This window comes from Bacillus sp. FSL K6-6540, assembly GCF_038007545.1.
This window is the reverse complement of record NZ_JBBOXH010000002.1, coordinates 710,069-730,623: the sequence shown is the minus strand read 5'-3', so window position 1 is coordinate 730,623 and position 20,555 is coordinate 710,069. Positions and strand designations below refer to the sequence as shown.

23 protein-coding genes are annotated in these 20,555 nt (G+C 46.3%); 20 read left to right on the top strand and 3 right to left on the bottom strand.

Going from position 1 to position 20,555, the window contains the following annotated elements; genetic code table 11:
- Positions 1–49: 49 nt before the first annotated feature.
- The 7 genes from iolI (at position 50) to MHH82_RS36060 (ending at position 6,671) form a co-directional block, all read left to right on the top strand.
- Positions 50–886, top strand: a complete 837-nt coding sequence (gene iolI, locus MHH82_RS36090; protein WP_049140862.1) for a 2-keto-myo-inositol isomerase — start codon at positions 50–52, stop codon at positions 884–886.
- A 20-nt stretch (positions 887–906) separates the two neighbouring features.
- Positions 907–1,779, top strand: a complete 873-nt coding sequence (gene iolJ, locus MHH82_RS36085; RefSeq protein WP_064671730.1) for a 6-phospho-5-dehydro-2-deoxy-D-gluconate aldolase — start codon at positions 907–909, stop codon at positions 1,777–1,779.
- A 107-nt stretch (positions 1,780–1,886) separates the two neighbouring features.
- The gene (yxdJ, locus tag MHH82_RS36080; protein WP_003243527.1) at positions 1,887–2,576 is read left to right on the top strand and encodes a two-component system response regulator YxdJ; all 690 of its coding nucleotides are present in this window, start codon (positions 1,887–1,889) and stop codon (positions 2,574–2,576) included.
- Complete coding sequence (yxdK, locus tag MHH82_RS36075; protein WP_072175856.1) at positions 2,573–3,550, top strand: two-component system sensor histidine kinase YxdK; 978 nt, start codon at positions 2,573–2,575, stop codon at positions 3,548–3,550. The genes yxdJ and yxdK overlap by 4 nt, the downstream gene beginning before the upstream one ends.
- Before the next feature lie 143 nt (positions 3,551–3,693).
- Positions 3,694–4,467 (top strand): ABC transporter ATP-binding protein YxdL, encoded by a 774-nt coding sequence (yxdL, locus tag MHH82_RS36070; RefSeq protein ID WP_014115765.1) that lies wholly within the window; start codon positions 3,694–3,696, stop codon positions 4,465–4,467.
- A complete protein-coding gene (yxdM, locus tag MHH82_RS36065; RefSeq protein WP_021481024.1) occupies positions 4,442–6,310 on the top strand; it encodes an ABC transporter permease YxdM in 1,869 nt (622 codons plus the stop codon). Before yxdL ends, yxdM begins: the two co-directional genes overlap by 26 nt.
- A 13-nt stretch (positions 6,311–6,323) precedes the next feature.
- Positions 6,324–6,671 carry a YxeA family protein gene (locus tag MHH82_RS36060; protein WP_003227084.1) on the top strand — a complete coding sequence of 116 codons (348 nt, stop codon included), beginning with the start codon at positions 6,324–6,326 and terminating at the stop codon, positions 6,669–6,671.
- 40 nt (positions 6,672–6,711) lie between these two features.
- On the opposite strand, the gene MHH82_RS36055 is transcribed toward MHH82_RS36060, so the two are convergent.
- Positions 6,712–7,677 carry an iron-hydroxamate ABC transporter substrate-binding protein gene (locus MHH82_RS36055; protein ID WP_021481022.1) on the bottom strand — a complete coding sequence of 322 codons (966 nt, stop codon included), beginning with the start codon at positions 7,675–7,677 and terminating at the stop codon, positions 6,712–6,714.
- Between the two features lie 177 nt (positions 7,678–7,854).
- Here MHH82_RS36055 and MHH82_RS36050 point away from each other — a divergent pair, with 177 nt between their 5' ends.
- Entirely contained in the window at positions 7,855–8,253 is a 399-nt protein-coding gene (locus MHH82_RS36050) for a hypothetical protein (RefSeq protein WP_003243293.1), read from the top strand.
- Between the two features lie 43 nt (positions 8,254–8,296).
- On the opposite strand, the gene MHH82_RS36045 is transcribed toward MHH82_RS36050, so the two are convergent.
- Entirely contained in the window at positions 8,297–8,650 is a 354-nt protein-coding gene (locus tag MHH82_RS36045) for a hypothetical protein (protein WP_043858345.1), read from the bottom strand.
- Between the two features lie 247 nt (positions 8,651–8,897).
- On the bottom strand, positions 8,898–9,263 hold the full coding sequence (cotNE, locus tag MHH82_RS36040) for an inner spore coat protein CotNE (protein ID WP_003227093.1): 366 nt from the start codon (positions 9,261–9,263) through the stop codon (positions 8,898–8,900).
- Positions 9,264–9,353: 90 nt separating this feature from the next.
- On the opposite strand from cotNE, the gene MHH82_RS36035 reads away from it, so the two are divergent.
- The 12 genes from MHH82_RS36035 to eutH all read left to right on the top strand — a co-directional run bounded on the left by MHH82_RS36035 (position 9,354) and on the right by eutH (position 20,538).
- Positions 9,354–9,788: a DUF3255 family protein gene (locus tag MHH82_RS36035; protein WP_038828955.1), complete on the top strand. Its 435-nt coding sequence runs from the start codon at positions 9,354–9,356 to the stop codon at positions 9,786–9,788.
- On the top strand, positions 9,769–10,326 hold the full coding sequence (locus MHH82_RS36030; RefSeq protein WP_038828953.1) for a hypothetical protein: 558 nt from the start codon (positions 9,769–9,771) through the stop codon (positions 10,324–10,326). Before MHH82_RS36035 ends, MHH82_RS36030 begins: the two co-directional genes overlap by 20 nt.
- A gap of 39 nt (positions 10,327–10,365) precedes the next feature.
- Positions 10,366–11,178 (top strand): sugar-phosphatase, encoded by an 813-nt coding sequence (yidA, locus tag MHH82_RS36025; RefSeq protein WP_041850318.1) that lies wholly within the window; start codon positions 10,366–10,368, stop codon positions 11,176–11,178.
- Between the two features lie 154 nt (positions 11,179–11,332).
- Positions 11,333–12,319: a penicillin V amidase gene (yxeI, locus tag MHH82_RS36020; protein WP_041850319.1), complete on the top strand. Its 987-nt coding sequence runs from the start codon at positions 11,333–11,335 to the stop codon at positions 12,317–12,319.
- A 430-nt stretch (positions 12,320–12,749) separates the two neighbouring features.
- A complete protein-coding gene (locus MHH82_RS36015) occupies positions 12,750–14,075 on the top strand; it encodes an LLM class flavin-dependent oxidoreductase (protein ID WP_003227105.1) in 1,326 nt (441 codons plus the stop codon).
- 13 nt (positions 14,076–14,088) lie between these two features.
- Entirely contained in the window at positions 14,089–14,586 is a 498-nt protein-coding gene (gene snaB / locus MHH82_RS36010; protein WP_072175855.1) for a sulfur-containing aminoacid acetyltransferase SnaB, read from the top strand.
- A gap of 24 nt (positions 14,587–14,610) precedes the next feature.
- Positions 14,611–15,405: an amino acid ABC transporter substrate-binding protein gene (locus MHH82_RS36005; RefSeq protein ID WP_003227109.1), complete on the top strand. Its 795-nt coding sequence runs from the start codon at positions 14,611–14,613 to the stop codon at positions 15,403–15,405.
- A 22-nt stretch (positions 15,406–15,427) separates the two neighbouring features.
- Positions 15,428–16,102 carry an amino acid ABC transporter permease gene (locus MHH82_RS36000; RefSeq protein ID WP_003227111.1) on the top strand — a complete coding sequence of 225 codons (675 nt, stop codon included), beginning with the start codon at positions 15,428–15,430 and terminating at the stop codon, positions 16,100–16,102.
- 12 nt (positions 16,103–16,114) lie between these two features.
- The gene (locus MHH82_RS35995; protein WP_049635769.1) at positions 16,115–16,864 is read left to right on the top strand and encodes an amino acid ABC transporter ATP-binding protein; all 750 of its coding nucleotides are present in this window, start codon (positions 16,115–16,117) and stop codon (positions 16,862–16,864) included.
- 15 nt (positions 16,865–16,879) lie between these two features.
- Positions 16,880–18,022, top strand: coding sequence for an N-acetyl-sulfur-metabolite deacetylase SndB (sndB, locus tag MHH82_RS35990; RefSeq protein ID WP_049635770.1), 1,143 nt, complete (start codon positions 16,880–16,882; stop codon positions 18,020–18,022).
- The gene (locus tag MHH82_RS35985) at positions 18,019–19,356 is read left to right on the top strand and encodes an MmgE/PrpD family protein (protein WP_049635771.1); all 1,338 of its coding nucleotides are present in this window, start codon (positions 18,019–18,021) and stop codon (positions 19,354–19,356) included. Before sndB ends, MHH82_RS35985 begins: the two co-directional genes overlap by 4 nt.
- Positions 19,357–19,425: 69 nt before the next feature.
- Positions 19,426–20,538: an ethanolamine utilization protein EutH gene (eutH, locus tag MHH82_RS35980; RefSeq protein WP_038429904.1), complete on the top strand. Its 1,113-nt coding sequence runs from the start codon at positions 19,426–19,428 to the stop codon at positions 20,536–20,538.
- The last annotated feature ends 17 nt before the right edge of the window (positions 20,539–20,555 follow it).

Sequence of the window (20,555 nt, the reverse complement as noted above, 5' to 3'; positions counted from 1 at the left end):
TTCCTGCCGAACTCCCTTCATATCTAAAACGCAGATGGGGGAGTCTGGCATGAAACTTTGTTTTAATGAAGCGACAACATTGGAAAACTCAAACCTTAAACAGGATTTAGAACTATGCGAAAAGCACGGCTATGATTATATTGAAATCCGCACAATGGATAAGCTGCCGGAGTACTTAAAAGATCATTCATTGGCAGATCTTGCGGAATATTTTCAAACCCATCACATCAAACCGCTTGCTTTAAACGCGCTTGTTTTCTTCAACAACCGTGATGAAAAGGGCCACAACGAGATCATCACTGAATTTAAAGGCATGATGGAAACATGCAAAACCCTCGGTGTGAAATATGTGGTGGCCGTTCCGCTTGTGACAGAGCAGAAGATTGTAAAAGAAGAGATCAAAAAGAGCAGTGTAGACGTGCTGACTGAGCTGTCAGATATCGCGGAGCCGTACGGCGTAAAAATCGCGCTTGAATTTGTCGGCCATCCGCAATGTACGGTCAATACGTTTGAACAGGCGTATGAGATCGTAAACACAGTTAACCGTGACAATGTCGGGCTTGTCCTTGACAGTTTTCACTTCCATGCAATGGGTTCAAATATTGAGAGCTTAAAGCAGGCGGACGGAAAGAAAATCTTCATCTATCATATTGATGATACAGAAGATTTCCCAATCGGCTTTTTAACAGATGAGGATCGTGTATGGCCGGGACAAGGGGCAATTGACTTAGATGCCCACTTATCAGCACTGAAGGAAATCGGCTTCTCTGATGTTGTATCGGTTGAGCTCTTCCGGCCTGAATACTATAAGCTGACTGCTGAGGAAGCCATTCAAACAGCGAAAAAAACAACAGTGGACGTCGTATCAAAATACTTCAACATGTAATGGATAAAGGAGGGGTGGACATGGCTTTTGTATCGATGAAAGAGCTTCTTGAAGATGCAAAGCGGGAGCAATATGCAATTGGCCAGTTTAATATCAACGGCCTGCAATGGACGAAGGCGATTTTGCAGGCGGCGCAAAAGGAGCAATCACCGGTCATCGCCGCGGCTTCCGATCGCCTGGTCGACTATTTAGGCGGATTTAAAACGATTGCCGCCATGGTAGGGGCGTTAATAGAGGACATGGCAATTACCGTTCCGGTCGTGCTTCATCTCGATCACGGCAGTAGTGCGGAACGCTGCAGACAGGCCATTGATGCCGGATTCAGCTCAGTGATGATTGACGGCTCCCATCAGCCGATTGACGAGAATATCGCAATGACAAAAGAAGTCACCGATTATGCCGCAAAACACGGCGTATCAGTAGAAGCCGAAGTCGGCACGGTCGGCGGAATGGAAGACGGACTTGTCGGCGGGGTCTGCTATGCCGATATCACGGAATGTGAGCGGATCGTCAAAGAAACCAATATCGACGCGCTGGCCGCCGCCCTCGGCTCTGTACACGGCAAATATCAGGGTGAGCCGAATCTCGGATTTAAGGAAATGGAGGCTATCTCCTGCATGACTGATATTCCCCTCGTTCTTCACGGGGCATCCGGGATTCCGCAGGATCAGATCAAAAAAGCCATCACGCTCGGCCACGCGAAGATCAATATCAATACGGAATGTATGGTAGCGTGGACAGACGAAACACGCCGCATGTTCCAGGAAAACAGCGATCTGTACGAACCGCGCGGCTATTTGACACCCGGCATTGAAGCCGTGGAAGAGACAGTGCGAAGCAAAATGAGAGAGTTCGGATCAGCCGGTAAAGCAGCTAAGCAGCAGGTCGGCTAAAGAGACCAGAAACCGCCGAGATGGCGGTTTTTTTGTGCGGTGTTGCGTCCATATGCCCAAAACGATTATGATGATGGCAGCAGTGTAAGAAACGGGAGTGGTTCAGTTTGAATAAAATCATGATTGTGGAAGACAGTGAAGACATTCGCGGACTATTGCAGAATTACCTTGAAAAATACGGATATCAAACAGTGGTCGCCGCGGATTTTACAGCTGTTCTTGATGTCTTTTTGCGGGAAAAGCCCGATGTGGTGCTGCTTGATATCAATTTGCCGGCATATGACGGATATTATTGGTGCCGGCAGATCCGCCAGCACTCCACAAGCCCGATCATCTTTATTTCTGCCAGAAGCGGGGAAATGGATCAGGTGATGGCGATTGAAAATGGGGGAGACGATTATATCGAAAAACCGTTTTCTTATGATATTGTGCTTGCGAAAATCAAAAGCCAGATCCGGAGGGCGTACGGGGAGTACGCCGCAAAGCAGGGAGAGAAAGTGGTTGAATATGCTGGCGTTCAGCTCTTTGTGGAACGGTTTGAACTGCGTTTTCAGGATGAAAAAAGCGAGCTTTCTAAAAAAGAAAGCAAGCTTTTGGAAGTGCTGCTTGAGCGGGGAGAAAAGGTGACGAGTCGGGACCGTCTCATGGAAAAGACGTGGGACACCGACATATTCATCGATGATAATACACTTAACGTGTATATCACGCGGCTCAGAAAAAAACTGCGAGAGCTGAATGCGCCTGTTTCTATTGAAGCGGTGCGGGGCGAAGGCTACCAGCTGAGGGCGCAGTCATGAAGCTGTTTCTCCGGTCTCATGCAGTGCTGATTCTGCTTTTTCTCCTTCAAGGGCTGTTTGTCTTCTTTTATTACTGGTTTGCGGGTCTTCATTCTTTTTCTCACTTGTTTTACATATTGGGCGTTCAGCTTCTTATTTTGGCGGGTTATCTTGCCTATCGCTGGTACAAAGACCGCGGCGTGTATCATTGGCTCAGCTCGGGGCAGGAAGGGACGGATATCCCGTATCTCGGTTCTTCAGTGTTCTGTTCAGAGCTGTATGAAAAGCAGATGGAGCTGATCCGGCTGCAGCACCAGAAGCTCCATGAGACCGAAGCCAAGCTGGACGCGAGGGTGACGTATATGAATCAATGGGTGCACCAAGTAAAGACGCCGCTGTCGGTCATTAATTTAATCATTCAAGAAGAGGATGAGCCCGTTTTTGAACAAATCAAAAAAGAAGTCCGGCAGATTGAATTCGGACTGGAGACGCTTCTTTATTCTTCAAGGCTCGACTTGTTTGAACGGGATTTTAAAATCGAAGCGGTTTCCCTGTCCGAGCTTCTCCAATCAGTCATTCAAAGCTATAAACGATTTTTTATTCAATATCGCGTTTATCCGAAAATGAACGTTTGCGATGATCATCAGATTTACACCGATGCCAAATGGCTCAAATTTGCGATTGGCCAAGTGGTCACAAATGCGGTCAAGTATTCAGCGGGCAAGAGTGACAGACTTGAGCTGAATGTCTTCCGCGATGAAGACAGGACGGTGCTTGAAGTCAAAGATTACGGTGTCGGGATTCCCTCACAAGACATCAAGCGGGTGTTTGACCCTTATTACACGGGTGAAAACGGGCGGCGTTTCCAAGAATCTACGGGAATCGGCCTCCATCTCGTCAAAGAAATTACAGATAAGCTCAATCATACGGTGGACATCAGCTCGTCTCCCGGTGGAGGGACATCAGTTCGATTTTCATTTCTTACAAAAATGTAAGGCTGCGTTAAGAAAACAACATAGCCCGCTTTGTTTCCCCTTGATAACATGGATTTATGTCAAGGGGATTTTTATGTTGAACGTCCCGGCACTACATGAAAGCAGCCCAGATCAACAAGAATAAAACCATAAGGAGGATTTTCATGGCGAATATGCTTGAAGTCAAACATATAAATAAAACCTATAAAGGACAAGTGTCCTATCAGGCCTTAAAGCAAATTTCATTTTCAATAGAAGAAGGCGAGTTCACGGCGGTAATGGGGCCGTCCGGGTCCGGAAAAACAACGCTTTTGAATATCATTTCAACGATCGACCGTCCGGATTCAGGCGATATCCTGATTCACGGAGAAAACCCGCATCGCCTGAAGCGGACAAAGCTCGCTCATTTCCGCCGCAAGCAGCTTGGATTTGTGTTTCAGGATTTCAACCTTCTGGACACGCTGACAATCGGTGAAAATATCATGCTGCCGTTAACGCTTGAAAAAGAAGCGCCGTCTGTCATGGAAGAAAAACTGCAAGGCATCGCGGCAAAGCTCGGAATCGAAAACCTGCTCAACAAACGGACGTTTGAAGTATCCGGAGGACAGCGCCAGCGTGCCGCCATCGCAAGAGCGGTCATTCATAAGCCGTCACTCATCCTGGCCGATGAACCGACGGGCAACCTTGATTCCAAAGCGTCAAAAGACGTCATGGAAACGATGCAGAGCCTGAATCAGGATGATCATGTCACGGCTTTGATGGTGACCCACGATCCTGTTGCGGCAAGCTACTGCCGCCGCGTCATCTTTATAAAAGACGGCGAACTGTTTAATGAGATTTACCGCGGGGAAAACCGCCAAGTATTTTATGAACAAATTCTCGATGTGCTGTCTATGCTGGGGGGAAACGCAAATGACCTTTCTTCAGTTCGCTTATAAAAACGTCACGAGAAACAAAAGGGCCTATCTTGCATTCTTTTTAAGCAGCGCCTTTTCCGTTTTGATTTTCTTTACCTTTGCGATGTTCTTGTTTCATCCGGCATTAAAGGAAGGCTACCTGAATAACATCGCCAAAAAAGGCTTAACCGCCGCGGAATGGATGATCTTTGTTTTTTCTTTCTTATTTGTTCTGTATTCGGTTAATGCATTTTTGAAATCGAGAAATAAAGAATTCGGCATTCTGCTCATGCAGGGCATCACGCCGGGGCAGCTGAGAAAGCTCATTACGGCGGAAAATATGATCATCGGCGTCATGTCAATTGCAGCCGGTATTATCGGAGGATTCATTTTTTCAAAGACGTTCTTTACGGTCGGCGCTTATATTTTAGAAATGGACGCGCTGCCTTTGTATATGCCTTGGAAAGCGCTCGGTATTACGGCCGGTGGATTTCTGCTCTTATTTTTCCTTTTATCGCAGTTTACGATCCTTTTTGTCAGATCAAATACGGTTATCAAATTAATAAAGGGCACTGACAAGATTAAGCCGGAGCCTAAGCCGTCCGTGCTTCTGTCCTTATTCGGCATCGCCTGTCTGTGCGGCGGGTACGGCATGGTCCTTAAAGGCAATGTCCACGGGGCCGAGCCGTTTATCATTTTACTGCTCACCGTCATCGGAACATATTTCTTTTTCAGCCAAAGCAGCATTTGGATTCTGCGCGCGCTGAAGAAGTGGAAAACCTTTTATCTGCGCGGGAAAAACGTCATTTGGGTTTCTGACCTTGTCTATCGTTTAAAAGACAACGCCCGCCTGTTCTTTATTGTCAGCATTATTTCCGCGGTTGCGTTTACTGCGACAGGCGTGCTCGCGATGTACAAATCGACCGTCGGGGCGGAAGAGTCCGCTTATGAAATGGAGTATTTATCTTACAGCAACAATCCAAAAGAACAGACTCATTTGAAAGATATTGACCATGAACTGAAAACACACGGCTTTACGTATAAGAAAGACAAAATAGATGTTTCCTATGTTCGCTATCAGGAAGGAGAAACTGTTCCCCCTGTTTACATGATCAGTGAATCGGATGCGGCAAAATACTTCCATGTCAAAGTGAACGGCCTGAAAGAAGACGAGGCTGTCTATTTCCCGGGAACGTATGACCGCAATTTCAAAAACGAAGCGCCGGATCAGCTGAAGCTGCTGAACCAAAAAGGGGAGCTGTCTGATCAAAAACTGTCGGTAAAAGAAGTCAAAAAACCGCTGATCTCATTGAATGCCATCATCGCAGTGAATGATCAAACCTTTGATCAGCTGAAATCACTCGGTGATCAAGCGTCATTATACGGCTACAGCTATGATCATTGGAAAGACAGTCTTGAGATCAGCCAATCCTTGCAAAATGAGATTTACGGCAATTATATCGACGTGCATTCTGATTTTGCTTCAAAAGCGGGGACTTACTATGATACGGTGCAGCTGCCGAGCCTGAGTTTATTTATCGGCCTGTTTATCGCAATTGTATTCTTTGTCGCGGCAGCAAGTTTCTTATATTTCAGGCTGTTCACTGATTTAGATGAAGACCGGGAGCGCTACCGTTCACTGGCCAAAATCGGCCTGAGTGAGCGAGAAATGGCGCAAAGCGTGACAATACAATTGGCGATTCTTTTCTTCTTTCCATTTGTCATTGCCGTCATGCATACACTGTTTGCCTTGAGAACATTGGCTGTGGAAGGCTATTCTGATGTCGCGGGGCCGCTCAGTCTCACCATCGGAGGGTTTTTCATATTTCAGCTTTTATTCTTCCTCGCGGTGCGGTCAAGCTATTTGAAAAAAATGAACAAGTAAGGGGAGTGCAAAGATGAAAAAAGCAATGGCAATCCTGGCCGTCTTGGCGGCTGCTGCCGTAATATGCGGGCTTCTCTTTTTTCATAACGATGTTACAGACAGATTTAATCCGTTTATTCACCAGCAAGATGTCTATGTTCAGATTGATCGAGATGGCAGACATCTTAGTCCGGGCGGTACTGAATATACATTAGACGGATATAATGCATCCGGGAAAAAAGAAGAAGTGACCTTTTTCGCCGGCAAAGAGCTTCGGAAGAACGCGTATTTGAAGGTAAAGGCGAAAGGAAAGTATGTCGAGACTTGGGAAGAAGTCAAGTTTGAAGATATGCCGGACTCCGTACAGTCAAAATTAAAGTGAATCATAAAAAACGGCACAGCGTCATGACTGTGCCGTTTTTTTATTTTTTATTTTCTTCGGCCCGTTTGATCAGCATGTCGGTGATGATATCCACCTGTTTGCTGACAGAAATCGGGTCGTACGGGTAGAACGTGTCAAAGTCATTGATAAACACGCGATTATGTTTAACAGCGTCAAGATTTTTCCAAATAGAGGAATGCTCCAGCTTGTCGAGTGTTTTGCTTTCGCCTTTCGGGTTGTAATCCGTAATGAACATATAATCTGCGGCATACTCAGGAATAACCTCTTGAGAGAGCTGTTTCATCTCTCCTTTTTTGATGACATCTTGCTCAATTTTTTCAGGCGCTTTTAACCCAAGTGCATTGTATACAGCTTGGCCGCCGCGTCCGCCATTGTCATTGAACACCCAGAATTCGCCCTTGTCTGTGTTTTCATAAATGCCGAAGGTCGCATCTTTGTCGATGACGCCGGCAATTTTCTTCTTAGCTGCTTCCGCTTTTTTGTTAAAGTCAGCCATAAAGGATTTTGCTTTGTCTTTCGCTCCGGCGATTTCTCCGAACATGCTGACTGTGTCTTCTACGTTTTTCGCTGTGTTATAAGGTATGACAACAGTCGGAGCGATTTTCTTTAATTTATCAACATTCTCTTCATTCATGACAACAATTAAGTCAGGCTGAAGCTCCATCACTTTTTCAACGCTGATTGGATCACCAACATCCTTCACATTTTTCAGCTTTGATTTTAAAAACGGATTATCAAATGACCATGAGCCTGAGCCGACCACATTGGCCCCGACAGACAGCAATTCACCGGCATAAAAATCAGTGACGATGCGTTTCGGATGTGCAGGAATGTTGACGTTCCCTTTTGGTGATTTGTATGTTCTCATTTCTGTTTTTTCGGAAGCAGAATCGCTTGAGCTCCCTTTAGAAGCCGTGCCGCTGCAAGCGCTGACAAACATGAGAAGCAGCACAAGCATGCCCACGAGCAATATGTTCTTTTTCATCAAGAACCCTCCCACTATGTATCTCAATAGATTAGTAATGATTATCATTATCAATTAATAATATAGCAAGAAACCTGTTCCCCGTCTATCACTATTTTTAAGGGAGAAAGTTTTTCCCGTTTATGGGTGACGCGGTATGCCTAATCGATTATTATAGGTAAATAGGAGGAGAAAAATATGGGAATTACAAAAAGAGGTGCCGCTTGGGAATGGCTGCATAGCTGGTGGATGCTGTTTATTTTCATGCCTTTTGCCATTACCAGTTTTTTTGCCTTTTTATTTATTGGCATCAAGGTTAGAAATAGAAAGTGGATCATGTACGGCATCATTTATTTTTTCATTTTTGCGTTTGGTTTTGTATTGCCCGATCTGCCCGGTGTTTTTATTGTGGTCCCGTTATGGGCGGTGACCATTATTCATGGATTTAAAGTGCGCCCGCTGTATTTGATTCAGCTGGATGTCTACAAAGATCATGTGGAGGCGCGGGCTTTTGCCGAGGCAAGAAGTGAAGCCGAGAGCAGATTTCATGCACCGAAACAGTCTATTCAGGATATACATATTCGCAAAGAACAGTAAGAAAAAAAGCTCAACACTCGCATTGTGTTGAGCTTTTTATATGTTACTGCTGATAGGATTGCTGCTGAAATGGCGTGTTTTGGCCGAATGGAAGTGTAGACACATTCGTATTCATGACGCTGGATTGTCCAGTAAGTTCCTGTTGCATTTGGTTGCACATGTTGACAACCTGCTGGCACTTTTGAATCGCCATGTCATGCCCGTGCAGTGCTTGCTGAATGGTATGTGCAGCTTGTTGTTCGTGGTTTAGAATCTGCTGCAGCATTTGGATGTTTTGCTGTTCCTGATGAAGCATGTGGCGATATTGCTGGCTGCTTTGCTGTGTTTGCTGAATGAGCTGCTGAGCAGTCTGGCGGCATTGATTCAGCTGCTGCAAGCCGTGTTGTGTATTATGCATGAATGATCCCTCCATGTATCGATTGACGTGAGTCGGTATTATCATGCAACCTGATTGAAAAGAAATTCTGCAAATAAGGAACTACAATTATTTTCCTCAGCCCCTCTGTCTTTGAATGAAAACGGTAAAGATTGTATACTGGGTACAAACCCTTTTTATGTAAATGTTCCGTTTTAACATATAAGAATGGCGGAAAACGAAACCCTGAGATGGGAGAATCGTATTCCGCTTTTTTTCTTTGTTTCGCTCAGAAACCGCCTTCCCCTGCAGTAAATGGGATATTCAGCCGGTTTTCTACTGTACGGAGGCGCTGATTGAGCCGGTTTAAGCGGCGTGTATGGCGTTCAACAGCCTGGCTTAGCTGATTGACCTGTTCGGCAATCCGTGCAATTTCCCGATTTTGACGGCGGTCTTCGTTTGTCAGACGGGTTAATTCTCTTGACTGCTGTTCATTTTGCCGTTCAAGTGCTGCGATTCTTCTTTCCAATGCCGGCTGTCTGTCCATTTGGTATGGATCGTATACATCCTGCTGCGGATAAGGATTGTACTCATAGTGGCTATAGTAAGGTTCCTGCTGAGGCAGCTGAGGGCTGTAATATTGATAAGGGTTCATTATGATCAATCTCCTTGTGGGTGAATTCCTTATAACTTATGTAGTCATTGGCACAGTGGCACGGCATTCGCCCAAAAAGAGGAGGAAAGGATGGTGATCCCCTTGAGAAACAAATATGGCATTTTGTTTTTACTTGCTGTATGCATCATGGTATCGGGCTGCCAGCAGCAAAAAGAAGAGACGCCGTTTTATTACGGAACGTGGGATGAGGGGCTTGCCCCCGGGCCAACGGACGGCGTGAAATCAGCAACAGTCACATTTACCGAAGACGAGGTTGTGGAAACGGAAGTGATGGAAGGAAGAGGAGAGGTACAGCTGCCTTTTATGGCATACAAGGTGATTTCCCAAAGCACTGACGGGTCTATCGAGATTCAGTACCTCGGCCCCTATTATCCGCTCAAAAGCACGCTGAAAAGAGGAGAAAACGGGACATTGATATGGGAGCAAAATGGCCAGACAAAAACGATGACAAGAATCGAATCAAAGACCGGCAGGGAGGAGAAAGATGAGAAATCAAAAAGCTGAAAGACTGGTGGCAGCGGGGCTTGTTTTACATATTATTCAGTGGATATTTATATTATGGGCTTTTCTCAAAGTCAAACATTTATTTAGTGACTATACGATCTATAACCCTAATGTCATCAGCGGCTCCATGCAGTCCTTATCGTTTATACAAATGATGCGCGCTATGATGTACTCAGGGGCAATCGTGAATTATGTGTTGTTTTTTGCCCTTGTATTGCTGATTTATGGCATAGTGCTTCATGCCATCCTGATCGTTCTGGAAATGGCGGCTTACGTCATGATCAGACGGAATCCATCATCTTCATGGGGGTTCTTTTTCATCGCGGCGGGTGTGAAGCTTGCCATCTTGAATATAACCGGCATTCCTTTTCTAGCTGCCGGCTTTCTGCTGATGAAACAGAAAAAAGCAGAAAACGGCGTCAAGGCAGAAGGAAAGCGGAAACCGCGCTTGCGTATCCGAAGACAAGGGCGGCGTCTAAACAGAATCCGGAGAAAACCATCTCTTCCGGTTGAATATCAAAAAGAAAAAACGATATGATGGGACTATAGCCTGAAAACGACATGAAGGAGATGCAGGATGTACAAACTAATTGCAATTGATATGGATGGAACACTTTTAAATGATCATCATGAAGTAACAGAGGAGGTCCGCGACGCCCTTCACGCGGCAAAAGCGGAAGGTGTCAAAATTGTGCTTTGCACCGGCCGGCCTATCGGGGGTGTGCAGAGATATTTAGATGAACTGAATTTAATTGAAGAAGGCGACTATGTCATTGCGTATAATGGAGCGCTTGTTCAAAATACGCATACAAATGAAGTGGTCTCGGAGCTGTCTCTCGGCTATGATGATTTGACTTCATTATATGACCTGAGCTTAGAGCTGAAGACGCCGATGCATTTCTTTGACTCATCTAATTTGTATACGCCTAACCGGGATATTAGCGAATTTACCGTATACGAATCCTATGTGACACAGGTGCCGCTTCATTTCCGCAAGATTGACGAGGTGCCAAAAGATATCCTCATCCCGAAAGTGATGTTTATTGATAAACCGGAGAACTTAAACCGCGTCATTACATCGATTCCAAAAGACGTGAGAGAAAAATATTCAATGGTCAAAAGCGCGCCTTTCTTTTATGAGATTCTGCACCCGGAAGCCAGCAAAGGAAATGCTGTACGCCAGCTGGCTCAGCTGCTTGGAATTGAACAGGCGGAAGTCATGTGCATAGGCGACAATGGGAACGACCTGACAATGATCGAATGGGCGGGCTGCGGGGTTGCCATGGCAAACGCCATCCCAGAAGTATTGGAAGCCGCAAACTTTCAAACACGCTCCAATAATGAACATGGTGTTGCGCATGCGATTCACGAGCTTGTTTTGGCTAAATAATAAAAAATCCAGCCTTCTAAAGGCTGGATTTTTTCGTTTTATTTGATGTAATGTCAATTCTTTGACGAACCGATTTGACTTTCGTTATGCTGATAAAACCAATTCGTTCACAATATGTATGATATTAATCTGAATTGAAAAGGGGACTGAACAAATGTGCACAAGTCTTACATTGGAAACTGCTGACCGTAAACATGTATTAGCGAGAACAATGGATTTTGCATTTCAGCTGGGGACAGAGGTGATTCTCTATCCGCGCCGTTACAGCTGGAAGAGTGAAGCTGACGGAAAGGCCCATCAGACACAGTACGCGTTTATCGGTATGGGGAGAAAACTTGGAAATATATTATTTGCCGACGGTGTTAATGAAAGCGGTTTATCGTGTGCTGCACTTTATTTTCCTGGCTATGCGGAGTACGAAAAAACGATACGGGAAGATACCGTTCACATTGCCCCGCATGAGTTTGTGACATGGGTGCTGTCAGTCTGTAAGTCTTTGGAAGACGTAAAAGAAAAGATTCGATCTTTAACGATTGTAGAGAAAAAATTAGATCTATTGGATACAGTTTTACCGCTTCACTGGATATTGTCAGACCGGACGGGCCGAAGCCTGACGATAGAACCGAGAGCAGACGGCCTCAAAGTCTATGATAATCAACCTGGTGTCATGACGAACAGCCCCGACTTTATATGGCATGTAACCAATCTGCAGCAATATACAGGAATCAGACCGAAGCAATTAGAGAGCAAAGAATTGGGCGGATTAGCCCTTTCTGCTTTTGGCCAAGGCTTAGGAACTGTTGGTCTGCCGGGGGATTATACACCGCCTTCCCGGTTTGTCAGAGCTGTTTATTTGAAAGAACATCTAGAGCCGGCGGCCGATGAAACGAAAGGTGTAACAGCCGCTTTTCACATTTTGGCAAATATGACGATACCAAAGGGCGCAGTGATAACGGAAGAAGACGAAATTCATTATACGCAATATACTTCCGTGATGTGCAACGAAACTGGAAACTACTATTTCCACCACTATGACAATCGGCAAATCCAAAAAGTGAGTTTATTTCATGAAGACCTAGACCGCCTTGAGCCTAAAGTGTTTTCCGCTAAAGCAGAAGAAAGTATTCTAGAACTTAATTAAGATTCAATTAGCTGATTTCGGTATGAATCCGGGATCAGCTTATTTTTTTATGTGATGTCTCAGCTTCTGAATGAGTTGGAAAATGGACCGTTCTACGACGGCGACACGCGCGTTTATTAGCAAAGAGCAAAAGCGACGGCAAAATGCGTATGGTCGGATGTAGAGATAAGGTACAAGCTACATTTATATAAAACTTGGATCAAAACGAGGTTCAGCATCAGACTGGTTTTGCCAGTATACAGGTTGCACAAATGCCGTCCCATGATACTGCGAAATTCTTTTCAGCTTAAAAAGAAAAATTTAATCTTAACTCATTGACAAACGTCCAAGACAAAGGTACATTTTGATTTATTCATATTAAACGACTAGGAATATAGGAGTTTATTTTTCGGATTATTCAGCCTAAAAACATGATAAAAGGAGTATCGTCATGACAAGCAAAAAGAAACAAATCAAATTAGGGGTATTTTTAGCAGGTACAGGCCATCATGTTGCGTCTTGGCGGCACCCGGACGCGCCGTCAGATGCGAGCATGAATTTGGATTATTTTAAAGAGCTTGCGAAAACAGCGGAGCGGGGCAAGCTGGATATGCTGTTTTTAGCGGACAGCCTTTCTATTGACAGCAAATCACATCCAAATGTATTAACAAGGTTTGAGCCATTCACCCTGCTCTCTGCTTTGGCGCAGGTCACATCAAAAATCGGACTGACAGCAACAGCCTCCACTACATACAGCGAGCCATTCCATATTGCCAGACAGTTTGCTTCATTGGATCATTTGTCCAATGGCCGTGCCGGATGGAACGTCGTCACTTCATCTATTGAATCCACAGCGCTGAATTTCAGCGGTGAAAAGCACCTTGAACACCATTTGCGCTATCAGCGGGCAGAGGAATTTGTCGAGGTTGTAAAGGGGCTTTGGGATTCATGGGAAGAGGACGCCTTTATCCGTAATAAAGAAACGGGTGAATTCTTTGACAAAGAAAAAATGCACGAGCTGAACCACAAAGGAGAATATTTCTCGGTTCGCGGACCTCTGAACGTTTCAAGAACGCCGCAGGGCCAGCCGGTCATTATCCAGGCAGGATCATCAGGAGACGGAAAAGCGCTGGCTGCCAAAACAGCCGAAGTGATCTTCACAGCACAAAACCACCTGGAATCAGCTCAGGAATTTTATCAATCCATTAAAGAACAGGCTGCGGAATTCGGACGTGATCCAGAAAAAATTGCCATCATGCCGGGTATTTTCCCAATCATTGCCGATACAGAAGAAGCAGCGCAAGCCAAATACAAGGAGCTTCAAGATCTGATTATCCCATCTGTCGGTCTGCAAATTCTCCAAAATTACTTAGGCGGAATTGATTTGTCGGCATATCCGCTTGATGGGCCGCTGCCGAAGCTTGACGCAGAAGCTTCCAATGCGGTGAAGAGCCGCTTCAAGCTTGTTCAGGAGATGGCTGAACGTGACAATATGACGATACGAGAGCTTTACAAATACGTTGCAGGCTCCAGAGGCCACCATATCTTCGTCGGCACGCCGGAGCAGCTCGCCGACAAGATGCAGGAATGGGTGGATACGAAAGCGTGTGACGGGTTTAACATCATGCCTCCGCTTCTTCCAGAAGGAATTGAAGTGTTTGTTGATCAAGTGGTTCCGATTTTACAGGAGCGCGGCGTGTTCAGAAAAGAATATGAAGGCACAACATTACGAGAGCACTTCGGTTTGGAAAAGCCGGTAAACCGCTATGCAAAGTAAGGAGGAACGCTAGATGAAGCCACAATACCGCCTTGCAGTTGAACGTGATGCCGAACAGCTTCTCGAGCTGACATTGCGGGCTTATGAACCGATTCGAAAGCTCGGCATTCGTTTTGCTGCCGCTCATGCGGATTTGGATTTGGTGCTGAAAAATATTCGGCAAAATGCTTGCTACGTCATGGAAGAAGACGGGCGGATCATCGCGACCATCACCTTGAGAATGCCTTGGGGAAAACAGCCGGGACCGTATGGTGTTCCGCATATCTGGTGGTTTGCTGTGGACCCCGACACCGGAAAAAAAGGAATCGGAACAAAGCTGCTTCAATGGCTGGAGGAAACAATCCTTCGTGATACGTTAAAGGTTCCGTTTGTCTCACTCGGAACAGCGGATAAGCATCCGTGGCTGATTGAGATGTACGAACGAAAAGGATATGTCCGCTCAGGTGAACAAGACCTTGGAAAAGGGCATATCACAGTTTATATGAAAAAACAATTGCGACATGATCTATAAAAATAGAAAAGGCGGGAAAATCAAATGAAGATGAAAAAATGGACAGTGCTGGTCGTTGCTGCATTATTAGCGGTGCTCTCAGCTTGCGGCAATGGAAACAGCAGCAGTAAAGAGGATGACAATGTGCTTCATGTCGGTGCGACAGGACAAAGTTACCCATTTGCTTATAAAGAAAACGGAAAGCTGACAGGTTTTGACGTGGAAGTGATGGAAGCAGTCGCTAAGAAAATTGACATGAAACTGGACTGGAAGCTGCTTGAATTCAGCGGGCTGATGGGAGAACTTCAAACAGGCAAGCTTGACACCATTTCCAACCAGGTAGCTGTGACAGACGAACGTAAGGAAACGTATAACTTTACGAAACCATACGCTTATGCGGGAACACAGATTGTCGTCAAAAAAGACAATACAGACATCAAATCAGTAGACGATTTAAAAGGCAAGACAGTCGCAGCCGTTCTCGGTTCAAATCACGCGAAAAACCTTGAAAGCAAAGATCCTGATAAAAAAATCAATATCAAAACGTACGAAACACAAGAGGGTACGCTGAAGGATGTTGCGTACGGCCGTGTAGACGCTTATGTCAACAGCCGAACTGTATTGATCGCGCAAATCAAGAAGACCGGTTTGCCATTAAAGCTTGCAGGAGATCCGATTGTTTACGAACAGGTTGCATTCCCATTTGCCAAGGACGATGCGCACGACAAGCTCCGCAAAAAAGTCAATAAGGCCCTAGATGAATTGCGTAAAGACGGAACACTGAAAAAACTCTCTGAAAAATACTTTAATGAAGATATCACAGTAGAACAGAAGCATTAAGAAACGGCGGTGACTCACCAGAATGAACACGATTGATTGGGAATTCATGATATCAGCGTTCCCGACTTTAATTCAGGCCCTTCCGATCACCTTGTTTATGGCCATAGCAGCTATGATCTTTGCCATTATCGGAGGACTTATTCTCGCACTCATTACAAAGAACAAAATTCCAGTGCTTCATCAGCTGTCAAAGCTGTATATATCCTTTTTCCGAGGCGTGCCGACACTGGTGCAGCTGTTCTTAATCTATTACGGGCTGCCGCAGCTGTTTCCAGAGATGAGCAAAATGACAGCTCTCACAGCCGCTATCATCGGGTTAAGCTTAAAAAATGCAGCATATTTGGCAGAAATCTTCCGGGCCGCCCTCAATTCTGTTGATGACGGGCAGCTGGAGGCGTGCCTGTCTGTCGGTATGACAAAATTTCAGGCATACAGACGGATTATTTTGCCGCAAGCGATCCGAAATGCGATTCCGGCAACGGGCAATACATTTATCGGGCTCCTGAAAGAAACGTCACTGGCCTTTACATTAGGGGTCATGGAGATGTTCGCCCAAGGGAAGATGTACGCTTCAGGAAACCTCAAATATTTTGAGACGTACTTGGCGGTTGCGATCGTCTATTGGGTTCTTACCATGATCTACAGCATGTTGCAGGACTTGTTTGAACGTGCCATGAGCAAGCCATACCGGACTTAGAGGTGAAATCAGTTGATAACAGTAAAAAATATTCGCAAAGCGTTTAAAGATCTCGTCGTGCTCGACGGAATCGATCTAGAAGTGAAACGCGGAGAAGTGGTGGCAATCATCGGTCCGTCCGGTTCCGGAAAATCAACGCTTCTCCGGTGCTTAAATCTATTAGAGCGTCCGGATCAAGGCCTTATTGAAATCGGAGAAGCCAAACTGAATGCGGAAAAGTTTACACGCAAGGAAGCACATCGGCTTCGCCAGCAAACGGCCATGGTCTTTCAAAACTACAATCTGTTTAAAAATAAAACGGCTCTGCAAAACATTACAGAAGCTTTAATCGTGGCTCAACATAAACCACGCGACGAAGCGAAACGTATTGGAATGGAGATTCTGAAACAAGTCGGTCTGGAGCATAAGGCTGACAGCTATCCAATCACAATGTCCGGCGGCCAGCAGCAGCGAATCGGCATTGCGCGGGCGCTTGCGGTCAATCCGCATGCGATTTTGCTGGATGAACCAACGTCAGCGCTTGACCCTGAGCTCGTCACAGGGGTGCTTCAGGTCATCAAGTCCATTGCGGAAAAACAAACAACGATGATCATTGTTACACACGAAATGGCGTTTGCAAAAGAGGTCGCTGATCAAGTGATTTTTATGGCAGACGGCCATATTATCGAGCAGGGAACGCCAAAAGAACTGTTTGACCATCCGAAAAACGAACGGACGAAACGATTTATCAAGCAGGTGGGAGAGCCTGCAGAGCTTATATAAGAAGGGAGAAGAACAATGGCCGACACAGCGTTTCATACCCGTTTAATCAATATGCGGCGTGATCTTCATGAACATCCTGAGCTGTCATTTCAAGAGATTGAAACGACGAAAAAAATCCGCCGCTGGCTTGAGGAGGAGCAAATCGAAATACTTGATGTTCCTCAATTGGAGACTGGTGTGATTGCAGAAATCAAAGGACGGGAAGACGGCCCCGTGATAGCAATACGAGCGGATATTGACGCGCTCCCGATCCAAGAACAGACGAATCTCCCGTTTGCATCTAAGGTTGATGGCACAATGCATGCGTGCGGACACGATTTTCATACTGCTTCTATTATTGGCACAGCGATGTTGCTGAATCAAAGAAGGGCCGAGCTGAAAGGTACAGTCCGCTTTATCTTTCAGCCGGCAGAAGAAATTGCCGCAGGAGCAAGAAAGGTCATAGAAGCTGGTGTACTTGATGACGTTTCCGCGATTTTCGGCATGCACAATAAGCCGGATCTGCCTGTCGGAACCATTGGTGTAAAGGAAGGTCCGCTTATGGCAAGTGTTGACCGGTTTGAGATCGTCATCAAAGGGAAAGGCGGACACGCCGGCATCCCGAATAACAGTATTGATCCAATCGCTGCAGCCGGACAAATCATCAGCGGGCTGCAATCTGTGGTCAGCCGCAATATCAGCTCACTGCAAAACGCAGTCGTCAGTATCACAAGAGTACAGGCGGGCACCTCGTGGAACGTAATTCCAGACCAAGCTGAAATGGAGGGGACGGTTCGAACCTTTCAAAAAGAAGCGAGGCAGGCTGTTCCGGAGCATATGAGACGAGTGGCTGAAGGAATTGCAGCGGGCTATGGGGCACAAGCAGAATTCAAGTGGTTTCCTTATTTGCCTTCCGTTCAGAATGACGGCACATTTTTGAATGCGGCATCCGAAGCTGCGGCACGGCTTGGCTATCAAACCGTTCACGCTGAGCAGTCTCCGGGCGGAGAAGACTTCGCTCTGTATCAAGAGAAGATTCCGGGATTTTTTGTCTGGATGGGAACGAACGGGACGGAGGAGTGGCATCATCCGGCCTTTACACTGGATGAAGAAGCCCTTACGGTTGCCTCTCAATACTTTGCGGAGCTGGCGGTTATTGTATTGGAGACCATCAAATGAGCAAACAAGGGCTGACAGCAGGTCTTGCAGCGGCTGTGAGAACGTCACAACCTGAGCATTCAGTTGACGCGATTCACGAAGCAAAAAAGGGATTACTTGATTTTACTGCCGCTTCATTCGCAGGAAGAGAAGATAAAGGAATTCAAAAGCTCCTCCGTCTGATAGAGGATGAAGGAGGCCGGCCCCTTGTTCCTATTATCGGACAGGGCAAAAAGGCCGCGCCATTACAATCCGCGATGCTCAATGGATTTATCGCCCATGCATTGGATTTTGATGATGTCCACTCCGATGTAAGAGGACACCCCAGTGCAGTCATCGTACCGGCCCTTATTGCTTCTGCCGCTCGCGGACATGACGAGCGGCTTCTTGGCGCTTATATTGTTGGTGTTGAAGTGATGGCACGGCTGGGAGAATCAATTGGCAGCCGCCACTATGAAAAGGGCTGGCATAATACAGGAACGCTTGGTGCCATCGCTGCTGCCTGCGCCGTAGGTTATGCTGAGGAGCTGACTCAGGAAGAGCTGGAAAAGGCAATTGGTTTTGCGGCTACGCAATCTGCTGGGATGAGGGTGCAATTTGGAACAGAAATGAAACCGCTGCACGCCGGTTTGGCGGCTCAGGCTGGCTTGCTGGCCGTTAAGCTGGCCCAATCAGAATTTGGCGGGTCCCGCACGGCACTTGAAGGAGAAACTGGTTTCTTCAGTCTGTACGGTGACGTTGAAAAAGCACAACATACTTTGCTAAACGATTGGGGGGCACCGTGGAGAATTGTGCAGCCGGGTCTATGGTTTAAAATCTATCCATTTTGTTCCGCGGCACACCATGCTGCAGATGCGGTACGACAGCTTATCTCCGAAGAAACCATTTCTGCTGCCAATACCGAACGTATTGAAGTGATTTTTCCGCCAGGCGGAGATGCTGCATTGACGGAAAGATCTCCGAAAACTGGAGAGGAAGGCCGTTTCAGCGTTGAATATGTGATTGCTCTTGCTTTGCACGGACACGAGCTGACCGTTGAACATTTCAACAGCCAGCCGATCCCAGGCGGTATTCAAACGACAATAGGGCATATTCAGCGCGTATATGACAATGCTACTCAGCCGGCTCCCCGTGCTGTTCCAAAAGGCCGTTTCACGATTGTCCGGGCCTATTTATCAGACGGCCGGATTTGCGAAGCGCGTGTGGACTGCCCAAAAGGGGCGCCAGGAAATGAGCTGTCTGAAGAAGACATAATAGAAAAATTGACATTAACGGTCCCGCAAGAAAAAGCGCGGAGCATCATAACAGCCGTTGAAAAAGCCGATATAAAAGAATTTTTAGCTCATATTGAATAAGATAAACTCTATTCGGTGATTTCAGATGATATGATAAAACCAATCATACGTTTGAAAAAGGAGAAAACCATGACGGTGAATGACGCGGTTGTATTCATTTTGGCTGCCTTTTTACTATGGGGAGCGGCGGATTATTGTTTGGGAAACAGATGGGGGCTAGGCGAGCGGTTTGCGGACGGCTTTAAGGCTATGGGGCCGCTGGCGCTGTCCATGATCGGAATTGTGTCGCTGGCGCCCGTGCTGGCAGCAATCCTGATTCCCATTGTTGCTCCGTTTTACACAGCGATTGGCGCGGACCCTTCTTCCTTTGCGAACACCATTTTGGCGATTGATATGGGAGGATATGCGCTGGCTGGAGAAATGGCGAAAGATCCGCAGGCCGGGCTGTTTTCATGGGTGTTTTTAGGAACAATGATGGGACCGGCAATCGTCTTCACAATTCCCGTCGCTCTTGGCATCATCGAAAAAGAGGATCATCCGTATTTTGCGAAAGGCATATTAATCGGGCTGTGCACAGTGCCGATCGGTTGCTTAATCGGCGGATTATGCGCAGGCTTTGACATTGGCATGATAGGTAAAAATCTTCTGATCCCGAGTCTGTTATCTGCTGTGATCGCTTTTGGGTTATGGCGATACACCGACAATATGATTCAGTTGTTTCATCTCTTCGGGAAAGCGGTCAGTGTGGTTGCGATTATCGGGCTTGCAGCTGTTTCTGTCGAAGCGATGACCGGCATTGTGCTGATTCCGGGAATGGAGAATGTCGAGACAGGGATACAAACGACAGGGACCATCGCCATTGCCTTGGCAGGGGCGTTTCCAATGACGGCTTTTATTACAAAAACCTTTAAAAAACCGCTTCAGGCCCTGGGGAAACACCTTCATTTAGATGAGACAGCAACAGCAGGCTTAGTGACCTCTTTGGCGCATCATATCCCAATGTTGGCTTCATTAAAGGATATGACGCCGAGAGGAAAGGTCATCAATGTCGCGTTTGCGGTCAGCGGCGCCTTTGTACTCGGCAGCCATCTCGGTTTTGTAGCTGGAATGAAAAAAGAAATGGCGGCGGCCATGATCATTGGGAAATTAGCAGGCGGAGTCACAGCTGCCGCAGCGGCTGCTTGGATGACACCTGCACAATCAGCTAAACAGCAAAAACGTATCTCAGCCAGCCATAGCTGAGGCAGAAGCTGTTTCAA

What these genes read in the sequence shown, in the direction of transcription:
- iolI (WP_049140862.1), top strand. Translation starts at nt 50, where the DNA reads ATGAAACTTTGTTTTAATGAAGCGACAACATTGGAAAACTCAAACCTT.
- iolJ (WP_064671730.1), top strand. Translation starts at nt 907, where the DNA reads ATGGCTTTTGTATCGATGAAAGAGCTTCTTGAAGATGCAAAGCGGGAG.
- yxdK (WP_072175856.1), top strand. Translation starts at nt 2,573, where the DNA reads ATGAAGCTGTTTCTCCGGTCTCATGCAGTGCTGATTCTGCTTTTTCTC.
- yxdL (WP_014115765.1), top strand. Translation starts at nt 3,694, where the DNA reads ATGGCGAATATGCTTGAAGTCAAACATATAAATAAAACCTATAAAGGA.
- yxdM (WP_021481024.1), top strand. Translation starts at nt 4,442, where the DNA reads ATGACCTTTCTTCAGTTCGCTTATAAAAACGTCACGAGAAACAAAAGG.
- MHH82_RS36060 (WP_003227084.1), top strand. Translation starts at nt 6,324, where the DNA reads ATGAAAAAAGCAATGGCAATCCTGGCCGTCTTGGCGGCTGCTGCCGTA.
- MHH82_RS36055 (WP_021481022.1), bottom strand. Translation starts at nt 7,677, where the DNA reads ATGAAAAAGAACATATTGCTCGTGGGCATGCTTGTGCTGCTTCTCATG.
- MHH82_RS36050 (WP_003243293.1), top strand. Translation starts at nt 7,855, where the DNA reads ATGGGAATTACAAAAAGAGGTGCCGCTTGGGAATGGCTGCATAGCTGG.
- MHH82_RS36045 (WP_043858345.1), bottom strand. Translation starts at nt 8,650, where the DNA reads ATGCATAATACACAACACGGCTTGCAGCAGCTGAATCAATGCCGCCAG.
- cotNE (WP_003227093.1), bottom strand. Translation starts at nt 9,263, where the DNA reads ATGAACCCTTATCAATATTACAGCCCTCAGCTGCCTCAGCAGGAACCT.
- MHH82_RS36035 (WP_038828955.1), top strand. Translation starts at nt 9,354, where the DNA reads ATGGTGATCCCCTTGAGAAACAAATATGGCATTTTGTTTTTACTTGCT.
- MHH82_RS36030 (WP_038828953.1), top strand. Translation starts at nt 9,769, where the DNA reads ATGAGAAATCAAAAAGCTGAAAGACTGGTGGCAGCGGGGCTTGTTTTA.
- yidA (WP_041850318.1), top strand. Translation starts at nt 10,366, where the DNA reads ATGTACAAACTAATTGCAATTGATATGGATGGAACACTTTTAAATGAT.
- yxeI (WP_041850319.1), top strand. Translation starts at nt 11,333, where the DNA reads ATGTGCACAAGTCTTACATTGGAAACTGCTGACCGTAAACATGTATTA.
- MHH82_RS36015 (WP_003227105.1), top strand. Translation starts at nt 12,750, where the DNA reads ATGACAAGCAAAAAGAAACAAATCAAATTAGGGGTATTTTTAGCAGGT.
- snaB (WP_072175855.1), top strand. Translation starts at nt 14,089, where the DNA reads ATGAAGCCACAATACCGCCTTGCAGTTGAACGTGATGCCGAACAGCTT.
- MHH82_RS36005 (WP_003227109.1), top strand. Translation starts at nt 14,611, where the DNA reads ATGAAGATGAAAAAATGGACAGTGCTGGTCGTTGCTGCATTATTAGCG.
- MHH82_RS36000 (WP_003227111.1), top strand. Translation starts at nt 15,428, where the DNA reads ATGAACACGATTGATTGGGAATTCATGATATCAGCGTTCCCGACTTTA.
- sndB (WP_049635770.1), top strand. Translation starts at nt 16,880, where the DNA reads ATGGCCGACACAGCGTTTCATACCCGTTTAATCAATATGCGGCGTGAT.
- MHH82_RS35985 (WP_049635771.1), top strand. Translation starts at nt 18,019, where the DNA reads ATGAGCAAACAAGGGCTGACAGCAGGTCTTGCAGCGGCTGTGAGAACG.
- eutH (WP_038429904.1), top strand. Translation starts at nt 19,426, where the DNA reads ATGACGGTGAATGACGCGGTTGTATTCATTTTGGCTGCCTTTTTACTA.